The sequence below is a fragment of the Methylobacillus flagellatus KT genome, assembly GCF_000013705.1.
GTDB lineage: Bacteria > Pseudomonadota > Gammaproteobacteria > Burkholderiales > Methylophilaceae > Methylobacillus > Methylobacillus flagellatus.
The window spans coordinates 283,385-307,639 of record NC_007947.1 but is presented as its reverse complement, the minus strand read 5'-3'; the positions used below and the strand labels follow the sequence as shown (position 1 = coordinate 307,639).

At 50.2% G+C, this 24,255-nt stretch carries 39 protein-coding genes; 2 read left to right on the top strand and 37 right to left on the bottom strand.

Annotation, left to right across the window (positions count from 1 at the left end):
* Positions 1 to 12: 12 nt before the first annotated feature.
* Together rpmB and rpmG are read left to right on the top strand one after the other, a co-directional pair.
* The gene (rpmB, locus tag MFLA_RS01615) at positions 13 to 249 is read left to right on the top strand and encodes a 50S ribosomal protein L28 (protein ID WP_011478680.1); all 237 of its coding nucleotides are present in this window, start codon (positions 13 to 15) and stop codon (positions 247 to 249) included.
* A gap of 10 nt (positions 250 to 259) precedes the next feature.
* Positions 260 to 415 (top strand): 50S ribosomal protein L33, encoded by a 156-nt coding sequence (rpmG, locus tag MFLA_RS01610; RefSeq protein WP_011478679.1) that lies wholly within the window; start codon positions 260 to 262, stop codon positions 413 to 415.
* A 110-nt stretch (positions 416 to 525) separates the two neighbouring features.
* On the opposite strand, the gene MFLA_RS01605 is transcribed toward rpmG, so the two are convergent.
* The 37 genes from MFLA_RS01605 to rpsL form a co-directional block, all read right to left on the bottom strand.
* Positions 526 to 1,005, bottom strand: a complete 480-nt coding sequence (locus MFLA_RS01605; protein ID WP_011478678.1) for a cupin domain-containing protein — start codon at positions 1,003 to 1,005, stop codon at positions 526 to 528.
* Between the two features lie 193 nt (positions 1,006 to 1,198).
* The gene (locus MFLA_RS01600; RefSeq protein WP_011478677.1) at positions 1,199 to 1,753 is read right to left on the bottom strand and encodes a TetR/AcrR family transcriptional regulator; all 555 of its coding nucleotides are present in this window, start codon (positions 1,751 to 1,753) and stop codon (positions 1,199 to 1,201) included.
* A gap of 1 nt (position 1,754) precedes the next feature.
* Positions 1,755 to 2,543, bottom strand: coding sequence for a hypothetical protein (locus MFLA_RS01595; protein WP_011478676.1), 789 nt, complete (start codon positions 2,541 to 2,543; stop codon positions 1,755 to 1,757).
* 965 nt (positions 2,544 to 3,508) lie between these two features.
* Entirely contained in the window at positions 3,509 to 4,816 is a 1,308-nt protein-coding gene (locus MFLA_RS01590) for a mechanosensitive ion channel family protein (RefSeq protein ID WP_011478675.1), read from the bottom strand.
* The gene (mgtE, locus tag MFLA_RS01585; protein WP_011478674.1) at positions 4,813 to 6,252 is read right to left on the bottom strand and encodes a magnesium transporter; all 1,440 of its coding nucleotides are present in this window, start codon (positions 6,250 to 6,252) and stop codon (positions 4,813 to 4,815) included. Before mgtE ends, MFLA_RS01590 begins: the two co-directional genes overlap by 4 nt.
* Positions 6,253 to 6,563: 311 nt before the next feature.
* A complete protein-coding gene (gene rplQ / locus MFLA_RS01580) occupies positions 6,564 to 6,959 on the bottom strand; it encodes a 50S ribosomal protein L17 (RefSeq protein WP_011478673.1) in 396 nt (131 codons plus the stop codon).
* Positions 6,960 to 6,969: 10 nt separating this feature from the next.
* A complete protein-coding gene (locus MFLA_RS01575; protein WP_011478672.1) occupies positions 6,970 to 7,956 on the bottom strand; it encodes a DNA-directed RNA polymerase subunit alpha in 987 nt (328 codons plus the stop codon).
* 84 nt (positions 7,957 to 8,040) lie between these two features.
* Entirely contained in the window at positions 8,041 to 8,430 is a 390-nt protein-coding gene (rpsK, locus tag MFLA_RS01570; protein WP_011478671.1) for a 30S ribosomal protein S11, read from the bottom strand.
* Between the two features lie 13 nt (positions 8,431 to 8,443).
* Complete coding sequence (gene rpsM, locus MFLA_RS01565) at positions 8,444 to 8,806, bottom strand: 30S ribosomal protein S13 (protein ID WP_011478670.1); 363 nt, start codon at positions 8,804 to 8,806, stop codon at positions 8,444 to 8,446.
* A gap of 126 nt (positions 8,807 to 8,932) precedes the next feature.
* Entirely contained in the window at positions 8,933 to 9,046 is a 114-nt protein-coding gene (rpmJ, locus tag MFLA_RS14250; protein ID WP_011478669.1) for a 50S ribosomal protein L36, read from the bottom strand.
* A 22-nt stretch (positions 9,047 to 9,068) separates the two neighbouring features.
* Positions 9,069 to 9,287, bottom strand: a complete 219-nt coding sequence (infA, locus tag MFLA_RS01560; protein WP_011478668.1) for a translation initiation factor IF-1 — start codon at positions 9,285 to 9,287, stop codon at positions 9,069 to 9,071.
* A gap of 8 nt (positions 9,288 to 9,295) precedes the next feature.
* Positions 9,296 to 10,618, bottom strand: coding sequence for a preprotein translocase subunit SecY (gene secY, locus MFLA_RS01555; protein WP_011478667.1), 1,323 nt, complete (start codon positions 10,616 to 10,618; stop codon positions 9,296 to 9,298).
* A 7-nt stretch (positions 10,619 to 10,625) separates the two neighbouring features.
* On the bottom strand, positions 10,626 to 11,060 hold the full coding sequence (gene rplO, locus MFLA_RS01550; protein WP_011478666.1) for a 50S ribosomal protein L15: 435 nt from the start codon (positions 11,058 to 11,060) through the stop codon (positions 10,626 to 10,628).
* On the bottom strand, positions 11,060 to 11,257 hold the full coding sequence (gene rpmD, locus MFLA_RS01545; protein ID WP_011478665.1) for a 50S ribosomal protein L30: 198 nt from the start codon (positions 11,255 to 11,257) through the stop codon (positions 11,060 to 11,062). The genes rplO and rpmD overlap by 1 nt, the downstream gene beginning before the upstream one ends.
* Before the next feature lie 5 nt (positions 11,258 to 11,262).
* Positions 11,263 to 11,772 (bottom strand): 30S ribosomal protein S5, encoded by a 510-nt coding sequence (gene rpsE, locus MFLA_RS01540; protein ID WP_011478664.1) that lies wholly within the window; start codon positions 11,770 to 11,772, stop codon positions 11,263 to 11,265.
* Positions 11,773 to 11,787: 15 nt separating this feature from the next.
* Positions 11,788 to 12,141, bottom strand: a complete 354-nt coding sequence (gene rplR, locus MFLA_RS01535; RefSeq protein ID WP_011478663.1) for a 50S ribosomal protein L18 — start codon at positions 12,139 to 12,141, stop codon at positions 11,788 to 11,790.
* 9 nt (positions 12,142 to 12,150) lie between these two features.
* Complete coding sequence (gene rplF / locus MFLA_RS01530) at positions 12,151 to 12,684, bottom strand: 50S ribosomal protein L6 (protein ID WP_011478662.1); 534 nt, start codon at positions 12,682 to 12,684, stop codon at positions 12,151 to 12,153.
* Between the two features lie 10 nt (positions 12,685 to 12,694).
* Positions 12,695 to 13,090, bottom strand: a complete 396-nt coding sequence (gene rpsH, locus MFLA_RS01525) for a 30S ribosomal protein S8 (protein ID WP_011478661.1) — start codon at positions 13,088 to 13,090, stop codon at positions 12,695 to 12,697.
* Between the two features lie 14 nt (positions 13,091 to 13,104).
* The gene (rpsN, locus tag MFLA_RS01520) at positions 13,105 to 13,410 is read right to left on the bottom strand and encodes a 30S ribosomal protein S14 (RefSeq protein WP_011478660.1); all 306 of its coding nucleotides are present in this window, start codon (positions 13,408 to 13,410) and stop codon (positions 13,105 to 13,107) included.
* Positions 13,411 to 13,413: 3 nt separating this feature from the next.
* On the bottom strand, positions 13,414 to 13,953 hold the full coding sequence (gene rplE / locus MFLA_RS01515; protein WP_011478659.1) for a 50S ribosomal protein L5: 540 nt from the start codon (positions 13,951 to 13,953) through the stop codon (positions 13,414 to 13,416).
* A 15-nt stretch (positions 13,954 to 13,968) separates the two neighbouring features.
* Positions 13,969 to 14,286: a 50S ribosomal protein L24 gene (rplX, locus tag MFLA_RS01510; protein WP_011478658.1), complete on the bottom strand. Its 318-nt coding sequence runs from the start codon at positions 14,284 to 14,286 to the stop codon at positions 13,969 to 13,971.
* A gap of 11 nt (positions 14,287 to 14,297) precedes the next feature.
* Positions 14,298 to 14,666: a 50S ribosomal protein L14 gene (gene rplN, locus MFLA_RS01505; RefSeq protein WP_011478657.1), complete on the bottom strand. Its 369-nt coding sequence runs from the start codon at positions 14,664 to 14,666 to the stop codon at positions 14,298 to 14,300.
* 163 nt (positions 14,667 to 14,829) lie between these two features.
* Entirely contained in the window at positions 14,830 to 15,102 is a 273-nt protein-coding gene (rpsQ, locus tag MFLA_RS01500; protein ID WP_011478656.1) for a 30S ribosomal protein S17, read from the bottom strand.
* Positions 15,103 to 15,113: 11 nt separating this feature from the next.
* Positions 15,114 to 15,323 carry a 50S ribosomal protein L29 gene (gene rpmC, locus MFLA_RS01495; RefSeq protein WP_011478655.1) on the bottom strand — a complete coding sequence of 70 codons (210 nt, stop codon included), beginning with the start codon at positions 15,321 to 15,323 and terminating at the stop codon, positions 15,114 to 15,116.
* A 2-nt stretch (positions 15,324 to 15,325) separates the two neighbouring features.
* Positions 15,326 to 15,742 (bottom strand): 50S ribosomal protein L16, encoded by a 417-nt coding sequence (rplP, locus tag MFLA_RS01490; RefSeq protein ID WP_011478654.1) that lies wholly within the window; start codon positions 15,740 to 15,742, stop codon positions 15,326 to 15,328.
* Positions 15,726 to 16,436 carry a 30S ribosomal protein S3 gene (rpsC, locus tag MFLA_RS01485; RefSeq protein WP_011478653.1) on the bottom strand — a complete coding sequence of 237 codons (711 nt, stop codon included), beginning with the start codon at positions 16,434 to 16,436 and terminating at the stop codon, positions 15,726 to 15,728. The genes rplP and rpsC overlap by 17 nt, the downstream gene beginning before the upstream one ends.
* Before the next feature lie 10 nt (positions 16,437 to 16,446).
* Positions 16,447 to 16,776, bottom strand: a complete 330-nt coding sequence (gene rplV, locus MFLA_RS01480) for a 50S ribosomal protein L22 (protein WP_011478652.1) — start codon at positions 16,774 to 16,776, stop codon at positions 16,447 to 16,449.
* Positions 16,777 to 16,786: 10 nt separating this feature from the next.
* The gene (rpsS, locus tag MFLA_RS01475) at positions 16,787 to 17,062 is read right to left on the bottom strand and encodes a 30S ribosomal protein S19 (RefSeq protein ID WP_011478651.1); all 276 of its coding nucleotides are present in this window, start codon (positions 17,060 to 17,062) and stop codon (positions 16,787 to 16,789) included.
* A 5-nt stretch (positions 17,063 to 17,067) separates the two neighbouring features.
* Positions 17,068 to 17,901 (bottom strand): 50S ribosomal protein L2, encoded by an 834-nt coding sequence (gene rplB, locus MFLA_RS01470; RefSeq protein WP_011478650.1) that lies wholly within the window; start codon positions 17,899 to 17,901, stop codon positions 17,068 to 17,070.
* An 8-nt stretch (positions 17,902 to 17,909) separates the two neighbouring features.
* Positions 17,910 to 18,218, bottom strand: coding sequence for a 50S ribosomal protein L23 (gene rplW / locus MFLA_RS01465; RefSeq protein ID WP_011478649.1), 309 nt, complete (start codon positions 18,216 to 18,218; stop codon positions 17,910 to 17,912).
* The gene (gene rplD / locus MFLA_RS01460) at positions 18,215 to 18,841 is read right to left on the bottom strand and encodes a 50S ribosomal protein L4 (RefSeq protein WP_011478648.1); all 627 of its coding nucleotides are present in this window, start codon (positions 18,839 to 18,841) and stop codon (positions 18,215 to 18,217) included. The genes rplW and rplD overlap by 4 nt, the downstream gene beginning before the upstream one ends.
* Positions 18,841 to 19,485: a 50S ribosomal protein L3 gene (gene rplC, locus MFLA_RS01455; protein ID WP_011478647.1), complete on the bottom strand. Its 645-nt coding sequence runs from the start codon at positions 19,483 to 19,485 to the stop codon at positions 18,841 to 18,843. Before rplC ends, rplD begins: the two co-directional genes overlap by 1 nt.
* 99 nt (positions 19,486 to 19,584) lie before the next feature.
* Positions 19,585 to 19,893 carry a 30S ribosomal protein S10 gene (rpsJ, locus tag MFLA_RS01450; protein WP_011478646.1) on the bottom strand — a complete coding sequence of 103 codons (309 nt, stop codon included), beginning with the start codon at positions 19,891 to 19,893 and terminating at the stop codon, positions 19,585 to 19,587.
* Positions 19,894 to 19,977: 84 nt separating this feature from the next.
* On the bottom strand, positions 19,978 to 21,168 hold the full coding sequence (gene tuf / locus MFLA_RS01445) for an elongation factor Tu (RefSeq protein ID WP_011478645.1): 1,191 nt from the start codon (positions 21,166 to 21,168) through the stop codon (positions 19,978 to 19,980).
* 42 nt (positions 21,169 to 21,210) lie between these two features.
* Complete coding sequence (gene fusA / locus MFLA_RS01440; protein WP_011478644.1) at positions 21,211 to 23,304, bottom strand: elongation factor G; 2,094 nt, start codon at positions 23,302 to 23,304, stop codon at positions 21,211 to 21,213.
* A 31-nt stretch (positions 23,305 to 23,335) separates the two neighbouring features.
* Complete coding sequence (gene rpsG, locus MFLA_RS01435; protein ID WP_011478643.1) at positions 23,336 to 23,806, bottom strand: 30S ribosomal protein S7; 471 nt, start codon at positions 23,804 to 23,806, stop codon at positions 23,336 to 23,338.
* A 36-nt stretch (positions 23,807 to 23,842) separates the two neighbouring features.
* Positions 23,843 to 24,220 (bottom strand): 30S ribosomal protein S12, encoded by a 378-nt coding sequence (rpsL, locus tag MFLA_RS01430; protein ID WP_011478642.1) that lies wholly within the window; start codon positions 24,218 to 24,220, stop codon positions 23,843 to 23,845.
* Positions 24,221 to 24,255: the final 35 nt, after the last annotated feature.

The window sequence follows — 24,255 nt, the reverse complement described above, 5'->3', positions numbered from 1 at the left end:
TCGGAGTCCGCCATGGCACGCGTATGTCAGGTAACCGGCAAAAAGCCGATGGTTGGGAATAATGTTTCCCACGCAAACAACAAGACCAAGCGTCGTTTCCTTCCTAACCTGCAAAACCGCAAGTTCTGGGTTGAGAGCGAAAACCGCTGGGTTAGCCTACGTATCACCAATGCTGCTCTGCGCACTATCGACAAGAATGGTATCGATGCTGTTCTGGCTGATCTGCGCGCCAGCGGCGAAAAGATCTAAGGACTGAATCATGCGTGAAAAAATCAAACTGGAATCCAGCGCAGGTACTGGTCACTTCTACACCACGACCAAGAACAAGCGCACCATGCCAGAAAAAATGGAGATCAAGAAGTTTGATCCCGTTGCCCGTAAGCATGTCCTGTACAAGGAAACCAAGCTGAAGTAATAATCTCAGCTGAACAAAAAGCCCGCAAATGCGGGCTTTTTTTCGCTTAGATAATCCTGAGCTTTCTAATTGTCGCTTGCTCAGTTAGACAAAATCACACTATTAAACATTTATTTTGTTCTAGGGTCATCTTTTGGATTGGAATAGGTAATATCCCATGGCCCTGTAGCAATCAACTCGATAATAGTTTCCTCATTTCCTGTCCATACATAATGTGCATGGCCCGCTGGCAGGACAAAACTCTCACCTACGTTCAAAGTTTCTCCTTTTTTCTTATCCAAAACCTCGCCCATCCCATTTCCCAGTTTACCCTTAAGCACGGTAATGACCTCAGTAAATGGATGTGTATGAGCCGGGATTGGGTAGTTGGCCGGGAATTTAAGCCACGCAATGAAAACTCCAGGTTTTGATGGATCACCTAAGATAAGTGCGCTTTTCGCACCTTTCGGGAGAATAGGGTCATCTTTCCAGTTGATTTTAGACTCTTTATACGATTGCATCTTATCAGCTGCCATTCTCTCAATCTGATCAGCAGCATGTGAATTCAACGCTGTCAGGGAAAGACACAGCGCTATTAATATGTTTCTCATTGCAACTCCTCCATTTATTTATCGCATCACGTGTTTTTTGCGTGCCCTAGCGGATTTTTAAAAACTCAAGTATTGAATCTTAGTTAACTTTTAGATATCTCAACTTTTGACCCAAGTTGACCACAGTTGTATCTCACATATCCATGACGAAGGCTGTGGTTGCAAAATGGGCTCTCTGAGCAACCTCCCTTCATTAAGTAGCCGAATTAATCAATGTCTTGACCAAGGTCTGCGCATGCAAAATTGATTGACTGCCTTGTTGGTTTCTTTCGGTAATTGAAGCGCCTTCAATCACCAAGGCCAGCTGCAAGGCCAAAGCTTCCGCATGCTTGATTCCTGCTCGAGTAGCTAACTCAGTCATTTGTTCTCGAAGTTGCTTGGAGAACTCTTTCGAGATTTGATTGACAGGGTTGTCGACTTGGGGAAACTCGACTCCTGCATTGATGGAAGCAAACCCTTTGAAGTCCTTGTCACTAATGACTTCCAAGAGGCTGATTACCATTGACTCAAGCTCAGCTCGTGCATTTTCTTGTTGAGGAGATTCCGCCAGTTTTTTCCATAGCTTTGAATTCTGCTCGCGCAAATATTCAATGATGAGCAATTCCTTGGATTTGAAATATTTATATAGCGTGACTTTGGCCACTTGTGCCTGTGCGGCAATATTATCAACACTAGTCGAATTGAAACCTTGGCGAGAAAAAAGATCGCCAGCAGCCTCAAGGATATAATCGCGTATTCTTGATGACATGTTAAACACCTATCCTAGATATGAATCGTTGCTTGATTTGAGATTTTGGGTAGCATTCCCACGCACGCTGTTGGTCATACCACGCCAAGAAAGTCGACAATCTCTTATTATCAATATCCGGGTTATTGGATAACCTAGCGTGAACAATATCCATATATACCGATATCTGTTCCTTGGGCATACTAAAGAAATTGGGGGTTGGACAAGTCCCGGCCTCCATGCTTTTTCTAAGTGCAAACGCTTTTAGAAGTAACTCAGGATCGATACTTGATAGCAAAGTAACTTGCTGATATCCGACATCCTGCTGTGCATTGTGTACTGGAGCTGAATTCTTTGAAGGCAAAAAATGCACCGCCAATATAGTGCACGCCAAGAATGTAGCAGCATATCCACTTGCCCGAATGGCTTCATCCGCTCTCACCATGATTGATGGCGTTGCGTCTTTTACTACTACCTTTGCGGCCTGTTGCGCAGCAAGCAGAGCGCCCATCTCGGGATTGCGTAATTCCTCTGCTATCGCCCCCTGCAGGAGAATCATCATTTGAGTAACGACAGTTGCAGGATTCTTGAGCTTGGCCGCTATGGCTAAAGAGACAAGATAGGAAGTTAGCGCAGGACAGCTCTGAAACATTAGCGAGTTATTGGAATATTCTTCATTGACGCCTTGCCGAATCCCAGGCGCATGCAACCAAGTTTCCAACAATGTATACACAGAAAGAAGCTTGTCGATTGGCCTTGGGCCAGCCTTCTCGATCATACGAATTAACCAGGAACTATTCAGCAATTCCATTATTCGGATCCTTGCAAATTTAACAGTGGTGTACTTGATATTTCCTTGAGCATTTCCATACCCCTAAATCTTCATTATTTACTGTTCTGCTGCAGCATGAAGAGTATCCTCGCGTTCTTTAATTACCTGAGCACAAGCTTTTCAGCGGTACGGATTGTCGTCTTCTCGTCTGCCCAAGAACTCAATTGAGCAAACTTCGACATCACCACAGATTTGTTTTTGACATCCACGATGATCAAGCGGGTAGAAGAGTACTTCTCGATCTCCGATTTAACTCTTGTGCCTTCAGGCACCACGTTGATACTTTTGCTTTTGAGGCTTTCATGGAATTGGGGGAGAGTAGATTGATGCGCTTCAACTCTTCAGGGGCATTTGGCAGATTAGTCATGTCATTTAATGAAAAGGCCATGACTGCAACTTTAGTCCCAACCTCAACATATGCTGCTGAAGAAACTAAAGAGCCAATTATTAGTACGGATTTTATTATTCTCATCAAATTGTGCATATCTCTCTCCCAAACGGTATCAATTATCATACTAAACAGTATAGTATGATAATGAACCCAATAGTACACTTTCTGGAATTATTTACAAGCCTCTGGTTTTAACTGAAAGGTTTTGTCCCAATGGTTTCGCAGGATGGAAAATATAACTAAAGCACTTCAAACTTCGGATGGGAGTGGCTACAGCAAATCTGGAATTAGATTAAATATCCTTCGATCACCTGCAGATCCAATTATTGTCGCAATGCACTCGGGGTATTAAGTAAGGCTTTTTTGGAAGATCACTGAAGATAAGCAATCAGACAATTGGGATTGCATTCTGCAAAGAAAATTTCACGGTAGTTATCAAAGGCGGGGTGGTGAAAGGAGGAGTGAACGAATATAGTTCTGGGACTATCGTCAAAAGTTATAAATAGACTGCAAATAAAGCAAACCCCTTTTTGTTGAACGCATTCACATCAGGCTAAGCTGCGCTGCCATTATTCAATCCAGATTTTGCCTCTTCTATACCCACTCCATGCCCAAAGACATGCACCTCGCGCTGTGGATAAGGAATCGAAATACCGCGCGCTTTGAATTCATCCCACAGATTCAAATAAACAGTGGATGGAACATCGCCCGCCCCGTTCTCCGGATCGGGCACCCATACAGTCAAGTTAAGGTCTATCGCGCTCTCGCCAAAGCCGACCAGCTTGGCATCCGGCGCAGGATCCTTCATCACGCGTGGATGCCGGCTTGCGACTTCCTTCATCAGCTCCAATGTCGCTCTCAAGTCAGTTTCATACCCCACCTGGATGGGCAAGGCAATCTTGACGTGTCTGCGGGTAGCGGTATGGTTCACCACTGCGCTGGTCATCAGGGTTTCGTTGGGAATAATCACATCAGTCCCATCGAGCTGCCGCAACACCATATACCGCGAGCGCAGCTCCTGCACGCTGCCATAATAAGAACCGATGGTAACAAAATCTCCCAGGTTCATGGATTCATCCAACAGGATGATGAACCCGCTGACGTAATTGCTCGCAATCTTCTGCAGGCCAAACCCCAGCCCTACGCCCAGTGCTCCACCGAACACCGAGAGCAATGTGATGTCTAGACCGACCGCCGACAGGGCCACCAACACAGCAAAGAACACAAAGGTAATGCGGATCACTTTGTTGATGACGACTCGCATATTGATGGCAATGTGAGTCGCCATCATCAACTTGTTCTCAATCAGCCGGCTTAGCCACAAGGCCACGAACACTGTGACCAGTACCGTAAACAAGCCCTGGATCACCAGCCATAAACTGACAGTGCTCTTGCCGATGTTGAAACGTATGCCATCTAGCGCCTCAATCATATCAGGCAGCAGCCCCGTGACATGCAACACCAACACCAGCCAGACAGCAGTCGAGACCACATTTTCGGTGGTTCTCAGCCAACCACTAGGGGCAAACACATATCGCAACACATACACTGCCAAGCGGATGACAACCATGGCAACCAGTAAGCGTGAGGCCAGTGCCAGCAAACTGGTACTGTACCAATGGCCAATGACCAACTGGCCCAGCAATACCATGACCAACGAGGAAATGGGGAACAAGACGCGTGTTATGCCCCCGATAGCTGCGTAATGAGCATTGCTGCTCGCAAGGCGTGCACGCTGCATGCTATTGATAGACCATGCAAGCAATAGGCTGCTCACAATAATGGCGAGTTGCCACAATACCGCAGCTGAAGAAAAATCGTTGGCCAGTTCCTGCCAGACATGAAATATCGTACTGTTCATAGCAGGAAGAGCGTTGCAAGCCCTAGGAAAATAAAGAAACCGCCGCTATCCGTGACGGCGGTAATCAGGACGCTGGAGCCAACCGCAGGATCCCTGTTGAACTTTGTCGACATCACCAGGGGAATCATCACGCCCATCACGGCAGCCAGCAAGAGGTTCAAGGTCATGGCGGCCGTCATCACGATTCCAAGAGCCACGTTATTGTAGAGAAGGTAGGCAATCACGCCCAGAACGCTGCCCCAGATCAGGCCATTGAGCAGGCCCACGCCGGTTTCCTTGATCAGCAGTGACTTGGTGTTATGGCTGGATATCTGCCCGAGCGCCAGACCACGCACAATCATGGTCGTGGTCTGGTTGCCGGAATTCCCGCCTATCCCCGCCACAATCGGCATCAAGGCAGCCAGGGCCACGATCCTCTCGATGGATCCCTCAAACAAGCCGATGACACGGGATGCGACAAATGCAGTCACCAGGTTGATGGCCAGCCACATCCAACGGTTCTGTACAGACTTCCATACAGAAGCAAATATATCCTCTTCCTCGCGCAGGCCGGCCATCGACAGCATGTCGCTTTCTGCCTCTTCGCGGATATAGTCCATGACCGCATCCACAGTGAGGCGGCCTACTAGGCGGTTATTCTCATCCACGACAGGCGCAGTCACCAGGTCATATCGCTCGAACGCCTTAGCGGCTTCATCAGCCTTATCCTCAGGGTGAAATACCACTGCGTCGTCCGCCATGATTTCGGCCACGCCAGAATCAAGGTCGTTCACCACTAACCGCTTGAGGGGCAGTACGCCACGCAATACATCATTGCGGTCAACGACGAACAGCTTATCCGTATGGTCGGGCAAGCTGCCGATGCGGCGCAAATAACGCAGGGCGACTTCCAGGGTGATATCCTCACGGATAGTAATGATGTCGAAATCCATCAGCGCACCGACGGAATCATCGGCGTAAGCCAGTGCGGACTGCAGGCGTTCCCGATTACGGGCATCCAGGCTCTCAAGCAGCTCCTGCAGCACGTCTTTGGGCAAATCAGGCGCCAGGTCTGCCAGCTCATCCGTATCCAGTTGTTCGGCGGCGGCAAGCAGCTCATCGCTATCCATGTCTGCGATCAGCGTCTGCCGCACCGCATCTGATACTTCCAGCAGAATCTCGCCGTCGCGCTCGGCCTTGACCAAGTCCCAGACGTCCAGGCGCTGTTCTAACGGTAGGGCTTCAAGAATATACGCTACGTCGGCCGGATGCAGGCTATCCAGCTTTTTCTGCAGCTCGGCAAGGTTCTGCCTGTGCACGAGCGTTTGCACCAATGCCTGCTTCGGCATATCCTGCTTATGCACCAGCTCCTCTACCAGACGGTGCTTGTTCAACAGGGTAATGACCTGCTGCAGGCTTTCCTGCAAACTTTCCTTCGATTCCTGAATATCCGCCATATGCTTTTGAAACCTGTGCCAATCTATGGAATGAAATGCCTGGCAGGCATTAGTCACAGTAAGGAATTATATATTCTGCATTATTACTGCTTCAGCAAATACTAAACTATTTCTTTAAGTATCTTGAGCTAAGTCAAAGATTTTTCTATCAATCCAATCCCATAACACCGAAAAGCAATCTATTGCACATCTGAGCGACCATTTTCCCTTGGTCAAGACGGTAAAACCCATGACGTCGGAAAAGCACCGCATAGACCCAATAATAAAAAAGCCGGTTCAAGAACCGGCTTTTAGGGGATCAAAGCTGAAATCTACTCAGCTGTTACCACTTCACCATCAGTAGCAAGCTCCGGACGGTCGACCAATTCGACCAGTGCCATAGGAGCATTGTCGCCCACGCGGAAACCGCACTTCAGAATACGCAGGTAACCACCGTTGCGAGTCTGGTAACGAGGTCCCAGCTCATTGAAAAGCTTACCCACGATATCACGGTCGCGCAGACGGCTGAATGCCAAACGGCGATTGGCCAGCGTAGCGTCCTTGCCGAGTGTGATCAGAGGCTCTGCTACACGACGCAGTTCCTTTGCCTTTGGCAAGGTCGTCTTGATAATCTCATGACGAAGCAGGGAGTTAGCCATATTACGCAACATAGCTTGACGATGGCTACTGGTGCGGTTTAGTTTACGATTACTGTTGCGATGACGCATAGTGATTTCCTCACACCTTTTCCAGGCCAGCAGGTGGCCAGTTTTCTAGTTTCATGCCCAATGTCAGGCCCTTGGAGGCCAGTACATCCTTAATCTCATTCAAAGATTTACGGCCTAGATTTGGCGCTTTCAACAGCTCGTTTTCAGTACGCTGAATCAGGTCACCAATGTAATAAATATTTTCTGCCTTCAAGCAGTTAGCAGAGCGCACTGTTAGTTCCAGATCATCCACCGGACGCAACAGAATCGGGTCCACTTGTGGTGCTTGCTTCACTTCGACTTCTGAAGGTGCTCCCTCAAGATCGGCAAACACGGACAATTGTCCCATCAGAATACGCGCTGCATCACGAATCGCTTGCTCAGGTTCGATAATGCCATTCGTTTCGACATCCATGATCAGCTTGTCCAAGTCAGTGCGCTGTTCAACACGCGCGCTTTCGACCTGGTAACTGACCTTGCTGATCGGGCTGAAGGAAGCATCCACCTGGATGAAGCCCAGCACACGGTCCTCATCTTCAGTTTTCCGGCGTTGCGGCACAGGTTGGTACCCACGCCCCATTTCAACCTTGACTTCAAGATTAAGTTTGCCACCCTTGGTCAGGTGTGCAATGACATGGTCAGGATTAGCGATTTCAGCATCATGACCAGTATCAAAATCACCGGCAGTCACCACGCCCTCGGTACTCTTGTTCAATGTCAATGTTGCTTCGTTCTTGCTGTTCAGCTTAAGTGCAACGCCCTTGAGGTTTAGCAGAATATCCACAACATCTTCCTGCACACCGTCCAGTGTAGAGTATTCATGCACGACACCATCAATCTTGACTTCAGTAATTGCAAAGCCAGGAATGGAAGACAGCAATACTCGACGCAGGGCATTACCCAGCGTGTAACCAAAACCGCGCTCCATTGGCTCGAGCGTCACCCGTGCACGCACGGGCGAAATCACATCGACGTCGACGACGCGTGGCTTCAAATATTCAGTCGGACTGTTTTGCATAGCTATCCTTACGGTCCACGATTTCTTTAAATAAATCAACCACGACAACTCGGTTATCGTGGCTGCAACCTATTATTATCCAGCTTAGATACGACGCTTCTTCGGCGGACGGCAACCATTGTGTGGCACGGGAGTCACATCTGAAATGCTGGTAATCTTGAAACCAACCGCATTCAATGCACGCACAGCAGATTCACGACCTGGGCCTGGCCCCTTGATGCGCACTTCAAGATTCTTCACACCACATTCCTGAGCAGCCTTGCCAGCAGCCTCAGCGGCTACTTGAGCAGCAAAAGGGGTACTTTTACGAGAGCCCTTGAACCCTGCGCCACCAGAAGTTGCCCAAGACAGCGCATTACCCTGGCGGTCAGTGATCGTGATGATGGTATTGTTAAAAGAAGCGTGCACGTGAGCAATGCCCTCGGCAATATTCTTTTTGACTTTCTTGCGTACGCGTACGTTAGCTTTAGCCATTGTTTGCTATTCCTTACTTGGATGCCTTGATAGGCTTGATTGGACCCTTGCGAGTGCGCGCATTGGTCTTGGTGCGCTGACCACGAACGGGCAAACCGCGGCGGTGGCGAATGCCACGATAGCAGCCGAGATCCATCAGACGCTTGATGTTCATCGTCACCTCGCGACGCAGGTCACCTTCAACCTGCAGTTTGGCGACTTCATCACGCAGCTTTTCAACTTCAGCGTCGTTCAGATCCTTGATCTTCGCTGTCGCGGATACCCCTGCAGCCAGACAAATTTGTTTTGCCGTAGTACGGCCCACACCGTAAATCGAAGTCAATGCGATTTCAGTATGTTTATGATTTGGGATATTTACCCCTGCTATACGAGCCATGTAGCTACTCCAAAATTAATGGCGCATCGTTATCAAATCGCCAAAAAAGCCCAAAATTTTAACAGCTTGACTGGTTTTTAACAAATAGATTAAAAACCAGTCCCTTTTAAAACCATAGTTACCGGATTAACCCTGGCGTTGCTTATGACGCGGGTCAGTACAAATAACACGCACGACACCACGGCGGCGAACCACCTTGCAATTACGGCACAATGTCTTCACTGATGCACGAACTCTCATCTCTCACCTCTTCGCAAAAAACTTACTTGGCGCGGAATATAATTCGCGCACGCGATAAATCATAAGGGGTCATTTCCACGGTGACTTTGTCACCAGGCAGGATACGAATATAGTGCATGCGCATCTTGCCCGAAATATAGCCCAGGACGACATGGCCATTTTCTAGTTTGACCCTAAACGTTGCATTTGGGAGGTTCTCCAGAACCTCCCCCTGCATTTCAATACGATCTTCTTTTGCCATACTACCAATTAACGCGGAAGTCCCGCCCCGCCCTTAAAGTTAGCTTTTTTCAGCAATCCTTCATATTGATGCGACATCAAGTGAGACTGTACTTGCGCCATAAAATCCATGGTTACGACCACGATAATCAACAAAGAAGTACCACCAAAATAGAAAGGCACATTAAATTTCAGGATCAAGAACTCGGGCAACAAACATACTGCAGTGATATATAGCGCACCAGCCAAAGTGAGACGGCCCATAATGCGATCAATATATCGTGCAGTCTGTTCGCCAGGTCGAATTCCCGGAACAAATGCACCACTCTTCTTCAAGTTATCCGCTGTTTCTTTTGGGTTGAATACCAATGCGGTATAAAAGAAACAGAAGAAGATAATTGCTGTAGCAAAGAAAAGAATATACAGCGGCTGTCCCGGAGACAGCGTGGAGCCGATATCCTTCAACCAGGTCATGCTCTCATGGCTGCCAAACCACCCCGCCAATGTCGCCGGAAACAAAATAATGCTTGACGCAAAAATCGGTGGGATCACACCAGCCATGTTGAGTTTCAGTGGAAGATGACTGGTCTGACCGCCGAACACCTTACGGCCCACCTGGCGCTTCGCATAGTTCACTGTAATCTTGCGTTGACCGCGTTCCACGAATACGACAAATGCAGTCACCAATATGGCAGCAACAAACAGGAACAACACCAGAGGAATCGAGAACGCACCTGTGCGTGCCAACTCCAGGGTACCGCCAATCGCATGAGGCAAGCCCGCAACGATACCAGCAAAAATGATGATGGAAATACCATTGCCAATACCACGCTCGGTGATCTGCTCGCCCAACCACATTAGGAACATGGTGCCGCCAACCAAAGTAATCACAGTAGTGAAGCGGAACATGAAGCCTGGATCAAGGACTAGTCCGGCCTGGCCTTCCAATGCAATAGCGATGCCCAGCGCTTGGAATGTTGCCAAGAATACTGTGCCATAGCGTGTGTACTTAGTAATCGTACGGCGACCACTCTCGCCCTCCTTCTTCAATTGCTCCATCCGCGGGGAAACCACGGTTAGAAGCTGCATGATGATAGAGGCTGAGATATACGGCATGATACCCAGGGCAAAAATCGTAAAGCGCTCCAGAGCGCCGCCCGAGAACATGTTAAACATGCCAAGGATACCGCCACTCTGCGACTCGAACAAACGCGCCAACACATCCGGATCAATACCTGGAACCGGAATGTGTGCGCCGAGACGGAAAACGATCAGAGCTCCCAGAACGAAAAGCAAGCGACTTTTCAACTCGCTTACTTTTCCTACTGCACCGAAAATACTATCGTTAGCCACGAATTGATTACTCTACGATTTTGCCGCCAGCGGCTTCAACTGCAGCGCGCGCACCCTTGCTCAGAGCCAGACCTTGCACTGTCACAGCGCGAGTCACATCCCCTGAAAGATACACTTTCACAGCACGAGCGCCACTAGGAATCACATTGGCTTGCTTCAATGCCAGGATATCAATGACGTCAGCTTCAACACGCACCAAGTCAGCAGTACGCACATTGGCAGTATCAGCTTTTGTCAATGAGTTAAAGCCACGCTTGGGTAAGCGGCGTTGCAAAGGCATTTGACCGCCTTCGAAACCCACTTTGTGGAAACCACCCGCACGAGACTTCTGACCCTTATGGCCACGACCACCAGTCTTGCCCAGACCGGAACCAATACCACGACCGACACGACGCCTAGCGTGTTTCGCGCCTTCAGCAGGCTTGATAGTGTTCAGCTTCATTATGCTTCTACCTTTAACAGATAGCTCACCGCATTAATCATGCCGCGATTGGCAGGTGTATCCTGCACTTCCACAGTCTGATTCAAACGACGCAGACCGAGACCAGCGACACTTGCACGATGAGCCTTGATTCTACCGATGGTGCTCCTGACCAAGGTAACCTTGATCAAATCATTTGCTTTATTTGACTTGGCCATGATAATTAACCTCTGATTTCTTCAACGCTCTTGCCGCGCTTGGCAGCGATCTCAGCAGGAGTATTCATGGACTTCAGGCCATTCAGGGTAGCGCGTACGACATTATATGGATTGGTTGAACCAATGCATTTTGCCAGCACGTTAGTCACACCCATCACCTCGAAGATGGCACGCATTGCACCACCGGCAATAATACCGGTACCTTCAGAGGCAGGCTGAATGAATACTTTTGCAGCCCCATGAACCCCAGTCACGGCGTGGTACAAAGTGCCATTATTCAGGCTTACCTTGATCATGCTGCGACGCGCTTCGTCCATTGCCTTCTGCACAGCAACCGGCACCTCACGCGCCTTGCCTTTGCCCATACCCACACCACCATCACCGTCTCCTACTACGGACAGTGCGGCAAAACTCATGATTCGGCCACCCTTCACCACTTTGGTAACGCGGTTGACACCGATCATCTTCTCGCGCAAACCATCAGTTTGCTGCTGTTCAATTTCAACTTTTGCCATCATCAACCTCAGTCTTTAGAAGGACAGGCCGTGTTCACGCGCGGCATCAGCCAACGCCTTGATACGACCATGGTACTTGTAGCCGGAACGATCAAATGCGACAGTGGTGATCCCTGCAGCCTTTGCCTTTTCCGCAATGCGCTTACCGACCAACGCGGCAGCGGCGATATTGCCACCATTCTTGATGTCTTTGCGGACTTCAACCTCAAGGGTGGAAGCGCTAGCAAGCACCTTGTCACCAGTTTCGGCAATAATCTGAGCATAAATATGGCAGTTGCTACGATGCACACTCAGGCGGATAGCTTTCAACTCGGCGATCTTGGCACGGGTTTTACGTGCGCGACGCAGACGTGAATTCACATTACTCATGGCTACACCCTACTTCTTCTTGGTTTCTTTAATAATCACCACTTCATCGGCATAGCGCACGCCCTTGCCCTTATAAGGCTCTGGGGCACGATATGCGCGAATCTGCGCGGCAACCTGACCAACCACCTGCTTATCAGCACCGGTCAACACGATCTCAGTAGGAGAAGGTGTTTGCACAGTTACGCCATCAGGCATCTTGTGGCTCACTGGATGGGAAAATCCCAAATCCAAGTTAAGGTTCGCACCTTGCGCCTGCGCCTTGTAACCCACACCCAAAAGAGTGAGCTTACGGGTAAAGCCTTGAGAGACGCCTGTCACCATATTGAAAACCAGAGAGCGCAATGTTCCGGACATTGCACGCGCATGCTGTGACTCGCTAGCCGCAGCAAACGTCAGATTGTCACCATCACGCTCAATGGCAACGTCTCCACTCAAAGGAAGGGACAATTTCCCAAGCGGGCCACTGACTGCAATATTGTCAGAGCTCAACACAACCTCTACCTTGGCAGGAATGGCGACTGGATTTTTAGCTACACGAGACATTCTTTTCTCCTTAAGCCACAACGCACAGCACTTCGCCACCCACACCGGCATCACGCGCTTTACGATCAGTCATTACGCCCTTGGATGTGGAAACAATCGTCACACCCAAGCCATGCATTACAACCGGGATCTCTTGATTGCCACGATAGATACGCAAACCAGGACGGCTCACGCGCTCAATCTTCTCAATCACAGGACGACCAGCATAATATTTAAGGCTGATATTTAACTGTGGCTTACCGTCAACATCCTGCACAGAAAAATCATCAATATAGCCCTCATCCTTAAGCACAGCCGCAATAGCACGCTTGAGCTTGGATGACGGCATGGAAACAGAGACCTTGTTGGTGCTTTGCGCATTACGGATACGCGTCAGCATATCGGCAATCGGATCACTCATACTCATACTAAATTCCTCCGTTACCAGCTAGCCTTGGTGACACCTGGCACTTCGCCACGCATCATCAATTCGCGCAACTTACTACGCGCAATGCCGAATTTACTGAACACGCCACGTGGACGACCAGTCAGCGCACAACGATTACGCTGGCGCACAGGACTGGAATTACGTGGCAGACTTTGCAATTTTTGACGCGCGGCACGACGGTCTTCAGCAGACGCATTGGCATCATTGATAACCGCAAGCAATTCAGCACGCTTAGCTGCGTATTTCTTCACTGTGTCGCGACGCTTTTGCTCGCGCTCGATCATGCAGATTTTTGCCATGATTTAGTTCCTAAATGGGAAACTGAATGCAGAAAGGAGCGCACGCGCCTCTTCATCAGTCTTTGCAGTAGTAGTAATCGTGATATTCAGCCCGCGCAAGGCATCAATCTTGTCGTATTCGATTTCCGGGAAAATAATCTGCTCACGCACACCCAGATTATAATTTCCACGACCATCAAAGGACTTGGGAGAAATGCCACGAAAATCACGAATTCGGGGTATAGCTACCGTAATCAGACGATCCAGGAATTCGTACATATGCTCGCGACGTAAAGTCACCTTACAACCCACAGGGTAACCATCGCGAATCTTGAAGCCAGCGATGGACTTCTTGGCCTTGGTTACCACAGCCTTTTGGCCTGCAATTTTTTCCAGATCAGCCACGGCATTTTCCATGACCTTCTTATCAGCAACAGCCTCGCCCACCCCCATGTTCAGGGTAATCTTCTCAATACGAGGCACTTCCATTACAGACTTGTAGCCAAACTGCTCAACCAGCTGTTTAACCACAGTGTCCTTATAAAAATCTTTTAAACGAGCCATGATCTTGATCTACCCTTATGCGTCTACAACTTCGCCACTGGACTTAAAAACACGAACCTTACGGCCATCATCCAGCGTTTTGAAGCCAACGCGATCACCCTTCTGGGTGGCACGATTGAATAAAGCAACATTAGAGATGTCAACCGGCATCTCCTTGCTAATAATACCGCCAGCAATACCACGCATAGGATTGGGTTTGGCATGCTTCTTGACGACGTTGATACCTTCGACCAGAACCTGGCCTGTCGGCAACACGCGAAGCACGGTACCGCGCTTGCCTTTATCCTTACCTGTGTTCAGGATGACTTCATCACCCTTGCGAATCTTACTCATCCAGCAACTCCTTATAAAACTTCGGGTGCCAGAGAAACGATTTTCATGAAACGCTCGCCACGTAGCTCACGTGTCACCGGCCCAAAAATACGGGTGCCAATCGGTTCCAGCTTATTGTTCAACAATACCGCCGCATTGCTGTCGAACTTAACGAGGGAACCGTCTGGACGACGAACACCCTTCGCAGTACGCACAACAACCGCGCTATAAACCTCGCCTTTTTTGACGCGGCCACGTGGGGCAGCATCCTTAACACTGACCTTGATGATGTCACCAATGCCTGCATAACGACGCTTAGAACCACCCAACACCTTGATGCACATAACAGAACGCGCACCAGTGTTATCGGCAACATCCAGCCGAGACTGCATTTGAATCATGAGAATAATCTCCAACTTAATCCGTTAAACCAACACCAGCCGCTTGTCAAAAACGGCTGACAGCACCACGGTCAGTATTGGGGCGCCAGCTTGTATGGGCGCCAAAAGGTCCAACATTATATAGTGTTCTTCCACTCAAGTGCAAGTGGAAGAACAACCTTAATTACACAATACGTGCTTTTTCTACAATCTTGCTAACACGCCAAGTCTTGGTCTTGGAAAGCGGGCGGCTTTCTTCGATCATGACCAGATCGCCTTCTTTGCACTCATTGTTCTCATCGTGAGCATGGAACTTGTTGGAACGACGCACAACTTTGCCGATCAAAGGATGTTTCACCTTACGCTCGACCAGCACGGTTACGGTCTTGTCCATCTTGTCGCTAACTACACGGCCACTCAAAGTGCGAACTAATTTTTCAGTTTGATTTTCGCTCATAATGACTCCGCTTAAGCTTGACTTGCATTAGCCGCTTTGGCTTTTTCAGCAAGCACAGAACGAACGCGAGCGATGTCACGGCGCACTTTGCCTACCTGATCAACTTTGTTCAGCTGCTGAGTGGCAAGTTGCATGCGCAGGGAGAATTGCGCACGGCGCAACTCAATCAACTCATTATTCAGCTCTTCAACAGTCTTGTTTCTCAATTCGGACGCTTTCATGACTAGCTCCCAATATGACGAGTAATGAAGGTAGTCTCAATTGGCAGCTTCGCAGCAGCCAAGCGGAACGCTTCACGTGCCAGCTCTTCACTGACACCGTCCATTTCATACAGCATCTTGCCAGGCTGGATTTGGGCAATGTAGTACTCGGTACTACCCTTACCGTTACCCATCCGCACTTCGGCCGGCTTCTTGGAAATCGGCTGATCTGGGAAGACACGAATCCATACCCGGCCACCACGCTTGATATGACGGGTCATCACACGGCGAGCCGCTTCAATCTGGCGTGCAGTCAGACGACCACGACCAATTGCCTTCAGACCGAACTCGCCAAAGCTTACCTTGTTGCCGGTAGTTGCGATGCCCTTGTTGCGGCCCTTCTGCATCTTACGGAATTTTTGTCTAGCTGGTTGCAGCATTTTTTGCCCCCGACTTTCTTACTTTCTTTTCTGGCTCAGCGGGTTGAGCGGCTTGTTCGATCTTGTTGCCGAACACTTCGCCCTTGAATACCCATACCTTGATACCAATGATACCGTAGGTAGTCTTCGCTTCTGCCACACCGTAATCGATATCGGCACGCAGTGTATGCAAAGGCACACGGCCTTCGCGGTACCACTCGGTACGTGCGATTTCAATACCATTCAAACGACCTGAGCTCATAATCTTGATGCCTTGGGCACCCAGACGCATTGCGTTCTGCATCGCACGCTTCATGGCGCGACGGAACATCACGCGCTTTTCAAGCTGCTGGGCAATACTTTCAGCAATCAGTGTCGCATCAATTTCAGGCTTGCGGACTTCTTCGATGTTCAAGTGAACAGGAACACCCATCAAGCCCTGCAATCCGGAACGCAAGGACTCGATGTCTTCGCCCTTCTTGCCGATCACGATACCAGGACGGGCGCTGTAGATGGTGATCTTGGCGTTCTTCGCAGGACGCTCGATCACGATCTTGCTGACAGCAGCATGGGCAAGCTTCTTCTTGAGAAACTCACGCACCTTGATATCGCTGCTCAACATCGCAGGGAAATTATTGCTATTGGCATACCAACGAGAAGACCAGTTCTTCTGGACGCTCAGACGGAAACCAAACGGATGAATTTTCTGACCCATAACGATTCCTTTAGTTACCAACCGTCACAGTAATGTGACATGTTGGTTTGATAATCCGTCCAGCGCGACCTTTGGCACGAGCGCGAATACGCTTCAATACCAGACCCTTGTCAACATAGATTGAAGTCACCTTCAATTCGTCGATATCAGCGCCTTCATTATGCTCAGCATTGGCAATAGCGGATTCAACCACCTTCTTAATTACCTCAGCACCCTTTTTCGGGGTGAATGCCAAGATATTAAGCGCTTGATCCACTTTCTTGCCTCGAACCAAATCAGCCACCAAGCGAGCCTTCTGCGGGGACAGATGAACACCTCTTAATACTGCAGATACTTCCATCGTCTTTCTCCTACCTCTTGGCCTTTTTATCGGCGGCATGACCCTTGAACGTACGAGTCAGTGCAAATTCGCCGAGCTTGTGACCTACCATGTTTTCAGAAATCAACACCGGCACATGCTGCCTGCCGTTGTGAACCGCAATGGTCAAACCGATGAAATCAGGCAGGATGGTAGAACGACGTGACCAAGTTTTGATTGGCTTTCTATCACGGGAAGCAACAGCAGCTTCTACCTTCTTCGCCAGATGGCCATCAACGAATGGCCCTTTTTTAATTGAACGTGCCATATTGATTACCTCTTATTCGCAGGACGACGGCTAACGCGCATGTTGTCAGTACGCTTGTTGCTACGCGTACGATAACCCTTGGTTGGCAGGCCCCACGGACTGACAGGGTTCATACCGGCAGCCGTCTTACCTTCACCACCACCATGCGGGTGATCGACAGGGTTCATGACCACACCGCGCACGGTAGGACGAACACCACGCCAGCGCACAGCACCCGCCTTACCAATCGAACGCAGGGAATGCTCTTCATTGCCCACTTCACCGATGGTCGCCTTGCAGTCAACATGCACGCGGCGAACTTCGCCGGAACGTAGGCGCAACTGGGCATAACTGCCCTCACGCGCCAGCAGCTGAACCGAAGTGCCAGCAGAACGTGCCACTTGCGCACCCTTGCCTGGCTGCAACTCGATACAATGGATCGTGCTCCCGACAGGAATGTTACGCAAAGGCAAGGCATTACCTGCACGGATAGGAGCATCGGAACCACTCACCAATTGCGCACCAACGGAAACGCCACGAGGTGCAATGATGTAGCGACGCTCGCCATCCGCATACACCAGCAATGCCAAATGCGCACTGCGGTTTGGATCATACTCCAGACGCTCGACCTTAGCAGGGATGCCATCCTTGTTGCGACGAAAATCAACAATACGGTAATGTTGCTTGTGACCGCCACCCTGGTGGCGCGTCGTGATATGACCGTTATTATTACGACCAGCTTTTTTACTCTGCTTCTCCAGCAGCGGCGCATAGGGCTTACCCTTGTGCAGCTCAGGTGTTACCACCTTAACTACTGAGCGCCGGCCTGGGGAAGTAGGCTTGACTTTAATCAGTGCCATGTTTTCTCCTATTCGCCCGCTGCGAAGTTAATTTCCTGGCCCGGCTTCAGGCTCACATAAGCCTTCTTCCAGTCCTTGCGGCGACCAAATGTACGGCCTGCACGCTTCACTTTGCCGCCCACATTCACGACAGTAACGGAATCGACTTCCACTTTAAACACCAACTCAACCGCAGCCTTGATTTCGGGCTTGGTTGCATCTGTGCGGACACGGAAGGCAATTTGCTGGTACTTGTCAGCAACGCGGGTAGCTTTTTCTGTAATTTGGGGGGCAAGTATGACTTGCAACAACCGCTCCTGGGTACTCAATGCGCTCATGCCAGCATCTCCTCAAGCTTCTTAACAGCACCTGCAGTAGCCAGCACTTGCGGGAAGCGAACCAAACTTACAGGATCAACGTATTGCGCCTCAAGAACGAGCACATGCGGAAGATTACGGGCGGACAGATACAAGTTTTCATCAAACTTATCCACGAGCACCAGCAAACCCTCGTTATAGCCAAGACCCTTGATCTTCTCAACCAACTGCTTAGTCTTTGGCGTATCAACAGCGAACTCTTCAACGGCACTCAAGCGATCCTGACGCACCAACTCAGACAGAATGGAACGCACGCCAGCCCGATAAGCCTTGCGATTGATCTTATGACTGAAGTTTTCGTCCGGCGTATTAGGAAAGGCACGACCACCTCCGCGCCAGATAGTGCTAGAGCTCATCCCGGCACGGGCACGACCGGTGCCCTTTTGGTTCCATGGCTTCTTGGTGGTATGACTAACTTCCGCGCGCGTCAACTGGGCACGAGTCGCGGTGCGTGCATTGGCCTGATAGGCAACAACCACCTGATGCACCAGCGCTTCATTGAATTCACGGCCAAAAGTCGCCTCAGAAACAGCCAAGCCAGCCTTAGCCGGCCTGCCATTCTTATCGATTAATTTGATTTCCATTATGCCTTCACCTTCACACTAGGGCGAACGACAACATCGCCGCCTTTAGAGCCAGGAACCGCACCCTTGATCAACAACAGGTTACGCTCAGCATCCACACGCACAATCTCTAGATTCTGCACCGTGGTCTTTACAGCACCCAGATGACCAGGCATGCGCTTACCAGGAAAAACCCGGCCAGGATCCTGCGCCATACCAATGGAGCCAGGCACATTGTGAGACCTGGAGTTACCATGAGAAGCACGATTGGAAGAGAAGTTATGGCGCTTGATAGCACCAGAGAAGCCCTTACCAAGGGAAGTACCAGTAACGTCTACCAATTGACCAGGCTGGAAAAGTTCGACTGTAATTTGGCCACCCACACTATAGTTAGCCAACACGTCGTCAGACACTGGAAATTCCTTGATACCAGCACCGGCAGAAACACCAGCCTTGGCATAATGACCAGCCAACGCCTTGCCAATCCGGCTAGCACGACGCTCGCCGTAAGCAACCTGAAGACTAGTATAGCCGTCGCTTGCAGCAGTCTTGATCTGTGTCACACGGTTAGGCACAACTTCGAGCACCGTTACCGGAACGCTTTCGCCTTCATCGGTAAAAATGCGGGTCATGCCCACCTTGCGACCAATAAGCCCTAAGCTCATGATCGATTCCTTATAATAATTAAAAAGGCCGATTACAATTGACCGACCCGGTTACGCGAAAGGGTCGGATTATATCCGACCCACTTCAAAAACACAAGCTTACAACTTGATTTCCACATCGACCCCAGCTGGAAGATCCAGCTTCATCAATGCATCAACTGTCTTGTCAGTAGGGTCCACGATGTCCATCAAACGCTGATGAGTGCGGATTTCGAACTGATCACGGGATGTCTTGTTGACGTGAGGAGAACGCAAAATGTCAAAGCGCTCAATCCGGGTTGGCAAAGGCACGGGACCCTTGACCACCGCACCAGTACGCTTGGCCGTTTCAACAATCTCAAGCGCGGACTGATCAATCAAGCGATAGTCGAATGCCTTGAGGCGGATACGGATTTTTTGAGCTGCCATGTTATTTCCTTAAAGAGCGATATTTCTAAAGAGCGAAAAGGCCGCGAGCACCAAGTACTCGCGTACCCAACCATAAAGAGTAACTTACTCAATAATTTTAGCGACGACACCGGCACCGACGGTACGACCACCTTCACGAATCGCGAAGCGCAGGCCTTCTTCCATCGCGATCGGCGCAATCAGGGAGACGGAGATGGAGACGTTGTCGCCAGGCATGACCATTTCGGTTCCTGCCGGCAGTTCTACAGCACCTGTCACGTCGGTGGTACGGAAGTAGAACTGGGGACGGTAGCCGTTGAAGAATGGGGTGTGACGACCACCTTCATCTTTGCCCAGAACGTAGATTTCGGCTGTGAATTTGGTGTGCGGCTTGATGGAGCCCACTTTGGCGAGGACTTGGCCACGTTCAACTTCTTCACGCTTGGTGCCACGCAGGAGTACGCCAACGTTGTCACCTGCTTGACCTTGGTCGAGCAGTTTGCGGAACATTTCGACGCCGGTACAGGTGGTTTTGATGGTGGGCTTGAGGCCGACAATTTCGATTTCGTCACCAACTTTGACGATGCCGCGCTCTACTCGACCGGTCACGACGGTACCACGGCCAGAAATGGAGAATACGTCTTCTACTGGCATGAGGAAGGTGCCGTCAACAGCACGTTCCGGTGTGGGGATGTAGGTGTCCAGGGCTTCTGCCAAACGGAAGATGGCTGGTTCGCCGATGTCGGATTGGTCGCCTTCGAGGGCAAGCTTGGCGGAGCCTTTGATGATGGGGGTGTCATCTCCAGGGAAGTCGTATTTGGAGAGGAGTTCTCGCACTTCCATTTCAACCAGTTCGAGCAGTTCTGCGTCGTCAACCATGTCTGCCTTGTTCAGGAAGACGATGATGTAGGGCACGCCCACTTGGCGGGCCAGCAGGATGTGTTCGCGGGTTTGTGGCATGGGGCCGTCTGCAGCGGATACGACGAGGATGGCGCCGTCCATTTGGGCAGCTCCAGTGATCATGTTCTTGACGTAGTCGGCGTGGCCTGGGCAGTCAACGTGGGCGTAGTGACGGGTTTCGGTTTCGTATTCTACGTGAGAGGTGTTGATGGTGATGCCACGGGCCCTTTCTTCCGGTGCGTTGTCGATCTGGGAGTAGTCCTTGGCTTCGCCACCAAATTTCTTGGTCAATACGGTGGTGATCGCAGCTGTCAATGTTGTCTTACCATGGTCAACGTGACCAATCGTGCCTACGTTGACGTGCGGCTTCGTCCGCTCAAATTTTCCTTTTGCCATTTCCGTTTCCTTTAATTATCTATTCTATTTAGATATTTTCAATTACTTCTTGTTAATAATGGCCTCTGCCACGTTTCTCGGGGCCTCGGCATAGTGCTTAAACTCCATGCTGTAGGTCGCACGCCCTTGCGTCAAGGAGCGCACTGTCGTGGCATAGCCAAACATTTCGGACAAAGGCACTTCTGCGCGGATGGCCTTACCACCCCCAACAAGATCATCCATACCCTGAATCACACCGCGACGGGAAGACAAGTCACCCATGACGTCACCCATATAATCTTCAGGTGTCTCAACCTCGACCGCCATGATAGGTTCCAGCAAGACAGGATCCGCTTTGCGCATACCGTCCTTGAAAGCCATCGACGCTGCCATCTTGAAAGCATTTTCGTTAGAGTCGACATCATGGTAGGAACCGTCAAACAAAGTCACCTTGACGTCAACCACAGGAAAGCCAGCCAACACACCACTTGGGATGGTTTCACGCAGGCCTTTATCTACGGCCGGAATGAATTCACGTGGTACGGTACCGCCCTTGATCTGATCAATAAACTCATAACCCTTGCCTGGCTCGTTAGGCTCCATCTTGATCCATACATGACCGTACTGACCCTTACCGCCAGACTGCTTGACGAATTTCCCTTCCACTTCGACAGGCTTCTTGATCGCTTCGCGATAGGCCACTTGCGGAGCACCTACATTGGCTTCTACATTGAATTCGCGCTTCATGCGATCAACGATAATTTCAAGGTGCAACTCACCCATACCGGAAATGATGGTCTGATTGGTCTCTTCATCAGTCCGCACACGGAAAGAAGGATCTTCCTGCGCCAAACGGGAAAGTGCCAAGCCCATTTTCTCCTGGTCGCTCTTGGTCTTAGGCTCAATCGCCACGCTGATCACCGGCTCTGGGAACACCATGCGCTCCAGAATGATAGGGTGATCGATGGAACACAATGTTTCGCCCGTTGTCACTTCTTTCAAGCCAATACAGGCAGCAATATCACCGGCGCGAATCTCTTCGATCTCGTTACGCTCATTCGCACTCATCTGTACGATACGGCCAATACGTTCCTTGCGTCCGCTGGTAGAGTTGTAGACCGTCTCGCCCTTAGTCAGAACGCCAGAGTAAACACGAACAAAAGTCAATTGACCGACGAATGGATCGCTCATGAGCTTGAAGGCTAATGCGGAGAAGTGCTCATTATCATCAGCCTTGCGAGTCAGCGGCTCACCGGATTCACTTTCACCAACCACATCAGGAATATCCACAGGTGATGGCAGGAAGTCCAGCACGGCATCCAGCATGCGCTGCACGCCTTTGTTTTTGAACGCAGAGCCACATAACATGGGCTGAATCTCAGTGGCAATCGTACGCTGACGCAATCCAGCGATGATCTCCGCTTCGGAGAGCTCGCCACTCTCGAGATACTTATTCATCAACTCTTCAGAAGCCTCGGCCGCAGACTCCACCATTTTCTCGCGCCATTCGTTGGCAGTATCCAAGAGGTCGGCAGGAATATCCTTATACTCAAACTTCATCCCCTGGGATGCATCATCCCAGTAAATAGCCTTCATTTTGATAAGATCAACCACACCTGCAAAATTATCTTCAGCACCAATGGGGATCACCACAGGCACAGGATTAGCCTGCAGACGAAGCTTCATTTGCTCGACAACTTTGAAGAAATTGGCACCCGTACGGTCCATCTTATTGACAAACGCGAGACGAGGCACCTTATGCTTGTTGGCTTGACGCCATACGGTCTCAGACTGAGGCTGCACACCACCTACCGCACAGTACACCATGCAGGCACCATCCAGCACACGCATGGAACGCTCGACCTCAATCGTGAAGTCTACGTGTCCAGGGGTATCAATGATGTTGATCCGGTGCTCAGGACGGGATAAATCCATACCCTTCCAGAAACAGGTCACAGCAGAGGAGGTAATCGTGATACCACGCTCCTGCTCCTGCTCCATCCAGTCAGTTGTCGCAGCGCCATCATGCACCTCACCCAGCTTGTGAGTCACTCCGGTATAAAACAGAATGCGCTCAGAAGTGGTAGTTTTGCCAGCATCAATATGCGCACTGATGCCGATATTGCGATAGCGTTCAATAGGGGTTTTGCGAGCCACAGTAATTACCTAACTTAATTTGTCTGAGTTGTTAGAAACGGAAATGTGAGAATGCCTTATTGGCTTCTGCCATACGATGAACTTCCTCACGCTTCTTGATCGCCGCTCCACGACCCTCGGAAGCCTCAATCAACTCAGCAGCCAAACGCAGACCCATGGACTTTTCACCACGCTTGCGGGCCGCATCGCGCAACCAACGCATCGCCAGGGCGCTACGACGCGCCGGACGCACTTCCACAGGCACCTGGTAGTTAGCACCACCGACACGACGACTCTTCACTTCCACCACAGGGCGCAAGTTACTGATCGCCAGAGTAAACACCTCAAGCGCTTCCTTGCCACTCTTTTGTGTAATCTGATCAAATGCGCCGTACAAGATGCGTTCTGCCACCGACTTCTTGCCGCCGGTCATCAGCACATTAACGAATTTTGAAACTTCCTGACTACCGAATTTAGGATCAGGCAGGATGTTACGTTTGGGAACTTCTCTACGTCTTGGCATGGCTTTCTCGATTCCTTAACTTTTAGCCGCTTGCACTCAAGCAGCCTTAGGGCGCTTGGCGCCATACTTGGAGCGGGCCTGCTTGCGGTCCTTAACCCCAGCAGTGTCCAGGCTACCGCGCACCATATGGTAACGCACACCCGGCAAGTCCTTGACACGACCACCACGCAACAGCACAACAGAGTGCTCCTGCAGGTTATGGCCTTCCCCGCCAATATAGCTAATTACTTCATAGCCATTGGTCAGGCGCACCTTGGCAACCTTACGCAAAGCGGAGTTAGGTTTCTTGGGGGTTGTGGTGTAAACACGCGTGCAGACACCACGCTTTTGTGGGCAGCTCTCAAGTGCTGGCACTTTGCTCTTAGCAACTACTTTTTGGCGCGGCTTGCGCACTAATTGATTGATGGTTGGCATAACCTTTAGCCTTTATATTTAACCGCTAAAAATTA

Excerpts from the sequence above, each read along its gene's own strand:
- rpmB (WP_011478680.1), top strand. The coding sequence starts at position 13 with ATGGCACGCGTATGTCAGGTAACCGGCAAAAAGCCGATGGTTGGGAAT.
- rpmG (WP_011478679.1), top strand. The coding sequence starts at position 260 with ATGCGTGAAAAAATCAAACTGGAATCCAGCGCAGGTACTGGTCACTTC.
- MFLA_RS01605 (WP_011478678.1), bottom strand. The coding sequence starts at position 1,005 with ATGAGAAACATATTAATAGCGCTGTGTCTTTCCCTGACAGCGTTGAAT.
- MFLA_RS01600 (WP_011478677.1), bottom strand. The coding sequence starts at position 1,753 with ATGTCATCAAGAATACGCGATTATATCCTTGAGGCTGCTGGCGATCTT.
- MFLA_RS01595 (WP_011478676.1), bottom strand. The coding sequence starts at position 2,543 with ATGGAATTGCTGAATAGTTCCTGGTTAATTCGTATGATCGAGAAGGCT.
- MFLA_RS01590 (WP_011478675.1), bottom strand. The coding sequence starts at position 4,816 with ATGAACAGTACGATATTTCATGTCTGGCAGGAACTGGCCAACGATTTT.
- mgtE (WP_011478674.1), bottom strand. The coding sequence starts at position 6,252 with ATGGCGGATATTCAGGAATCGAAGGAAAGTTTGCAGGAAAGCCTGCAG.
- rplQ (WP_011478673.1), bottom strand. The coding sequence starts at position 6,959 with ATGCGTCATCGCAACAGTAATCGTAAACTAAACCGCACCAGTAGCCAT.
- MFLA_RS01575 (WP_011478672.1), bottom strand. The coding sequence starts at position 7,956 with ATGCAAAACAGTCCGACTGAATATTTGAAGCCACGCGTCGTCGACGTC.
- rpsK (WP_011478671.1), bottom strand. The coding sequence starts at position 8,430 with ATGGCTAAAGCTAACGTACGCGTACGCAAGAAAGTCAAAAAGAATATT.
- rpsM (WP_011478670.1), bottom strand. The coding sequence starts at position 8,806 with ATGGCTCGTATAGCAGGGGTAAATATCCCAAATCATAAACATACTGAA.
- rpmJ (WP_011478669.1), bottom strand. The coding sequence starts at position 9,046 with ATGAGAGTTCGTGCATCAGTGAAGACATTGTGCCGTAATTGCAAGGTG.
- infA (WP_011478668.1), bottom strand. The coding sequence starts at position 9,287 with ATGGCAAAAGAAGATCGTATTGAAATGCAGGGGGAGGTTCTGGAGAAC.
- rplO (WP_011478666.1), bottom strand. The coding sequence starts at position 11,060 with ATGAAGCTGAACACTATCAAGCCTGCTGAAGGCGCGAAACACGCTAGG.
- rpmD (WP_011478665.1), bottom strand. The coding sequence starts at position 11,257 with ATGGCCAAGTCAAATAAAGCAAATGATTTGATCAAGGTTACCTTGGTC.
- rpsE (WP_011478664.1), bottom strand. The coding sequence starts at position 11,772 with ATGGCAAAAGTTGAAATTGAACAGCAGCAAACTGATGGTTTGCGCGAG.
- rplR (WP_011478663.1), bottom strand. The coding sequence starts at position 12,141 with ATGAGTAATGTGAATTCACGTCTGCGTCGCGCACGTAAAACCCGTGCC.
- rplF (WP_011478662.1), bottom strand. The coding sequence starts at position 12,684 with ATGTCTCGTGTAGCTAAAAATCCAGTCGCCATTCCTGCCAAGGTAGAG.
- rpsH (WP_011478661.1), bottom strand. The coding sequence starts at position 13,090 with ATGAGTATGAGTGATCCGATTGCCGATATGCTGACGCGTATCCGTAAT.
- rpsN (WP_011478660.1), bottom strand. The coding sequence starts at position 13,410 with ATGGCAAAAATCTGCATGATCGAGCGCGAGCAAAAGCGTCGCGACACA.
- rplE (WP_011478659.1), bottom strand. The coding sequence starts at position 13,953 with ATGGCTCGTTTAAAAGATTTTTATAAGGACACTGTGGTTAAACAGCTG.
- rplX (WP_011478658.1), bottom strand. The coding sequence starts at position 14,286 with ATGAGTAAGATTCGCAAGGGTGATGAAGTCATCCTGAACACAGGTAAG.
- rplN (WP_011478657.1), bottom strand. The coding sequence starts at position 14,666 with ATGATTCAAATGCAGTCTCGGCTGGATGTTGCCGATAACACTGGTGCG.
- rpsQ (WP_011478656.1), bottom strand. The coding sequence starts at position 15,102 with ATGAGCGAAAATCAAACTGAAAAATTAGTTCGCACTTTGAGTGGCCGT.
- rpmC (WP_011478655.1), bottom strand. The coding sequence starts at position 15,323 with ATGAAAGCGTCCGAATTGAGAAACAAGACTGTTGAAGAGCTGAATAAT.
- rplP (WP_011478654.1), bottom strand. The coding sequence starts at position 15,742 with ATGCTGCAACCAGCTAGACAAAAATTCCGTAAGATGCAGAAGGGCCGC.
- rpsC (WP_011478653.1), bottom strand. The coding sequence starts at position 16,436 with ATGGGTCAGAAAATTCATCCGTTTGGTTTCCGTCTGAGCGTCCAGAAG.
- rplV (WP_011478652.1), bottom strand. The coding sequence starts at position 16,776 with ATGGAAGTATCTGCAGTATTAAGAGGTGTTCATCTGTCCCCGCAGAAG.
- rpsS (WP_011478651.1), bottom strand. The coding sequence starts at position 17,062 with ATGGCACGTTCAATTAAAAAAGGGCCATTCGTTGATGGCCATCTGGCG.
- rplB (WP_011478650.1), bottom strand. The coding sequence starts at position 17,901 with ATGGCACTGATTAAAGTCAAGCCTACTTCCCCAGGCCGGCGCTCAGTA.
- rplW (WP_011478649.1), bottom strand. The coding sequence starts at position 18,218 with ATGAGCGCATTGAGTACCCAGGAGCGGTTGTTGCAAGTCATACTTGCC.
- rplD (WP_011478648.1), bottom strand. The coding sequence starts at position 18,841 with ATGGAAATCAAATTAATCGATAAGAATGGCAGGCCGGCTAAGGCTGGC.
- rplC (WP_011478647.1), bottom strand. The coding sequence starts at position 19,485 with ATGAGCTTAGGGCTTATTGGTCGCAAGGTGGGCATGACCCGCATTTTT.
- rpsJ (WP_011478646.1), bottom strand. The coding sequence starts at position 19,893 with ATGGCAGCTCAAAAAATCCGTATCCGCCTCAAGGCATTCGACTATCGC.
- tuf (WP_011478645.1), bottom strand. The coding sequence starts at position 21,168 with ATGGCAAAAGGAAAATTTGAGCGGACGAAGCCGCACGTCAACGTAGGC.
- rpsG (WP_011478643.1), bottom strand. The coding sequence starts at position 23,806 with ATGCCAAGACGTAGAGAAGTTCCCAAACGTAACATCCTGCCTGATCCT.
- rpsL (WP_011478642.1), bottom strand. The coding sequence starts at position 24,220 with ATGCCAACCATCAATCAATTAGTGCGCAAGCCGCGCCAAAAAGTAGTT.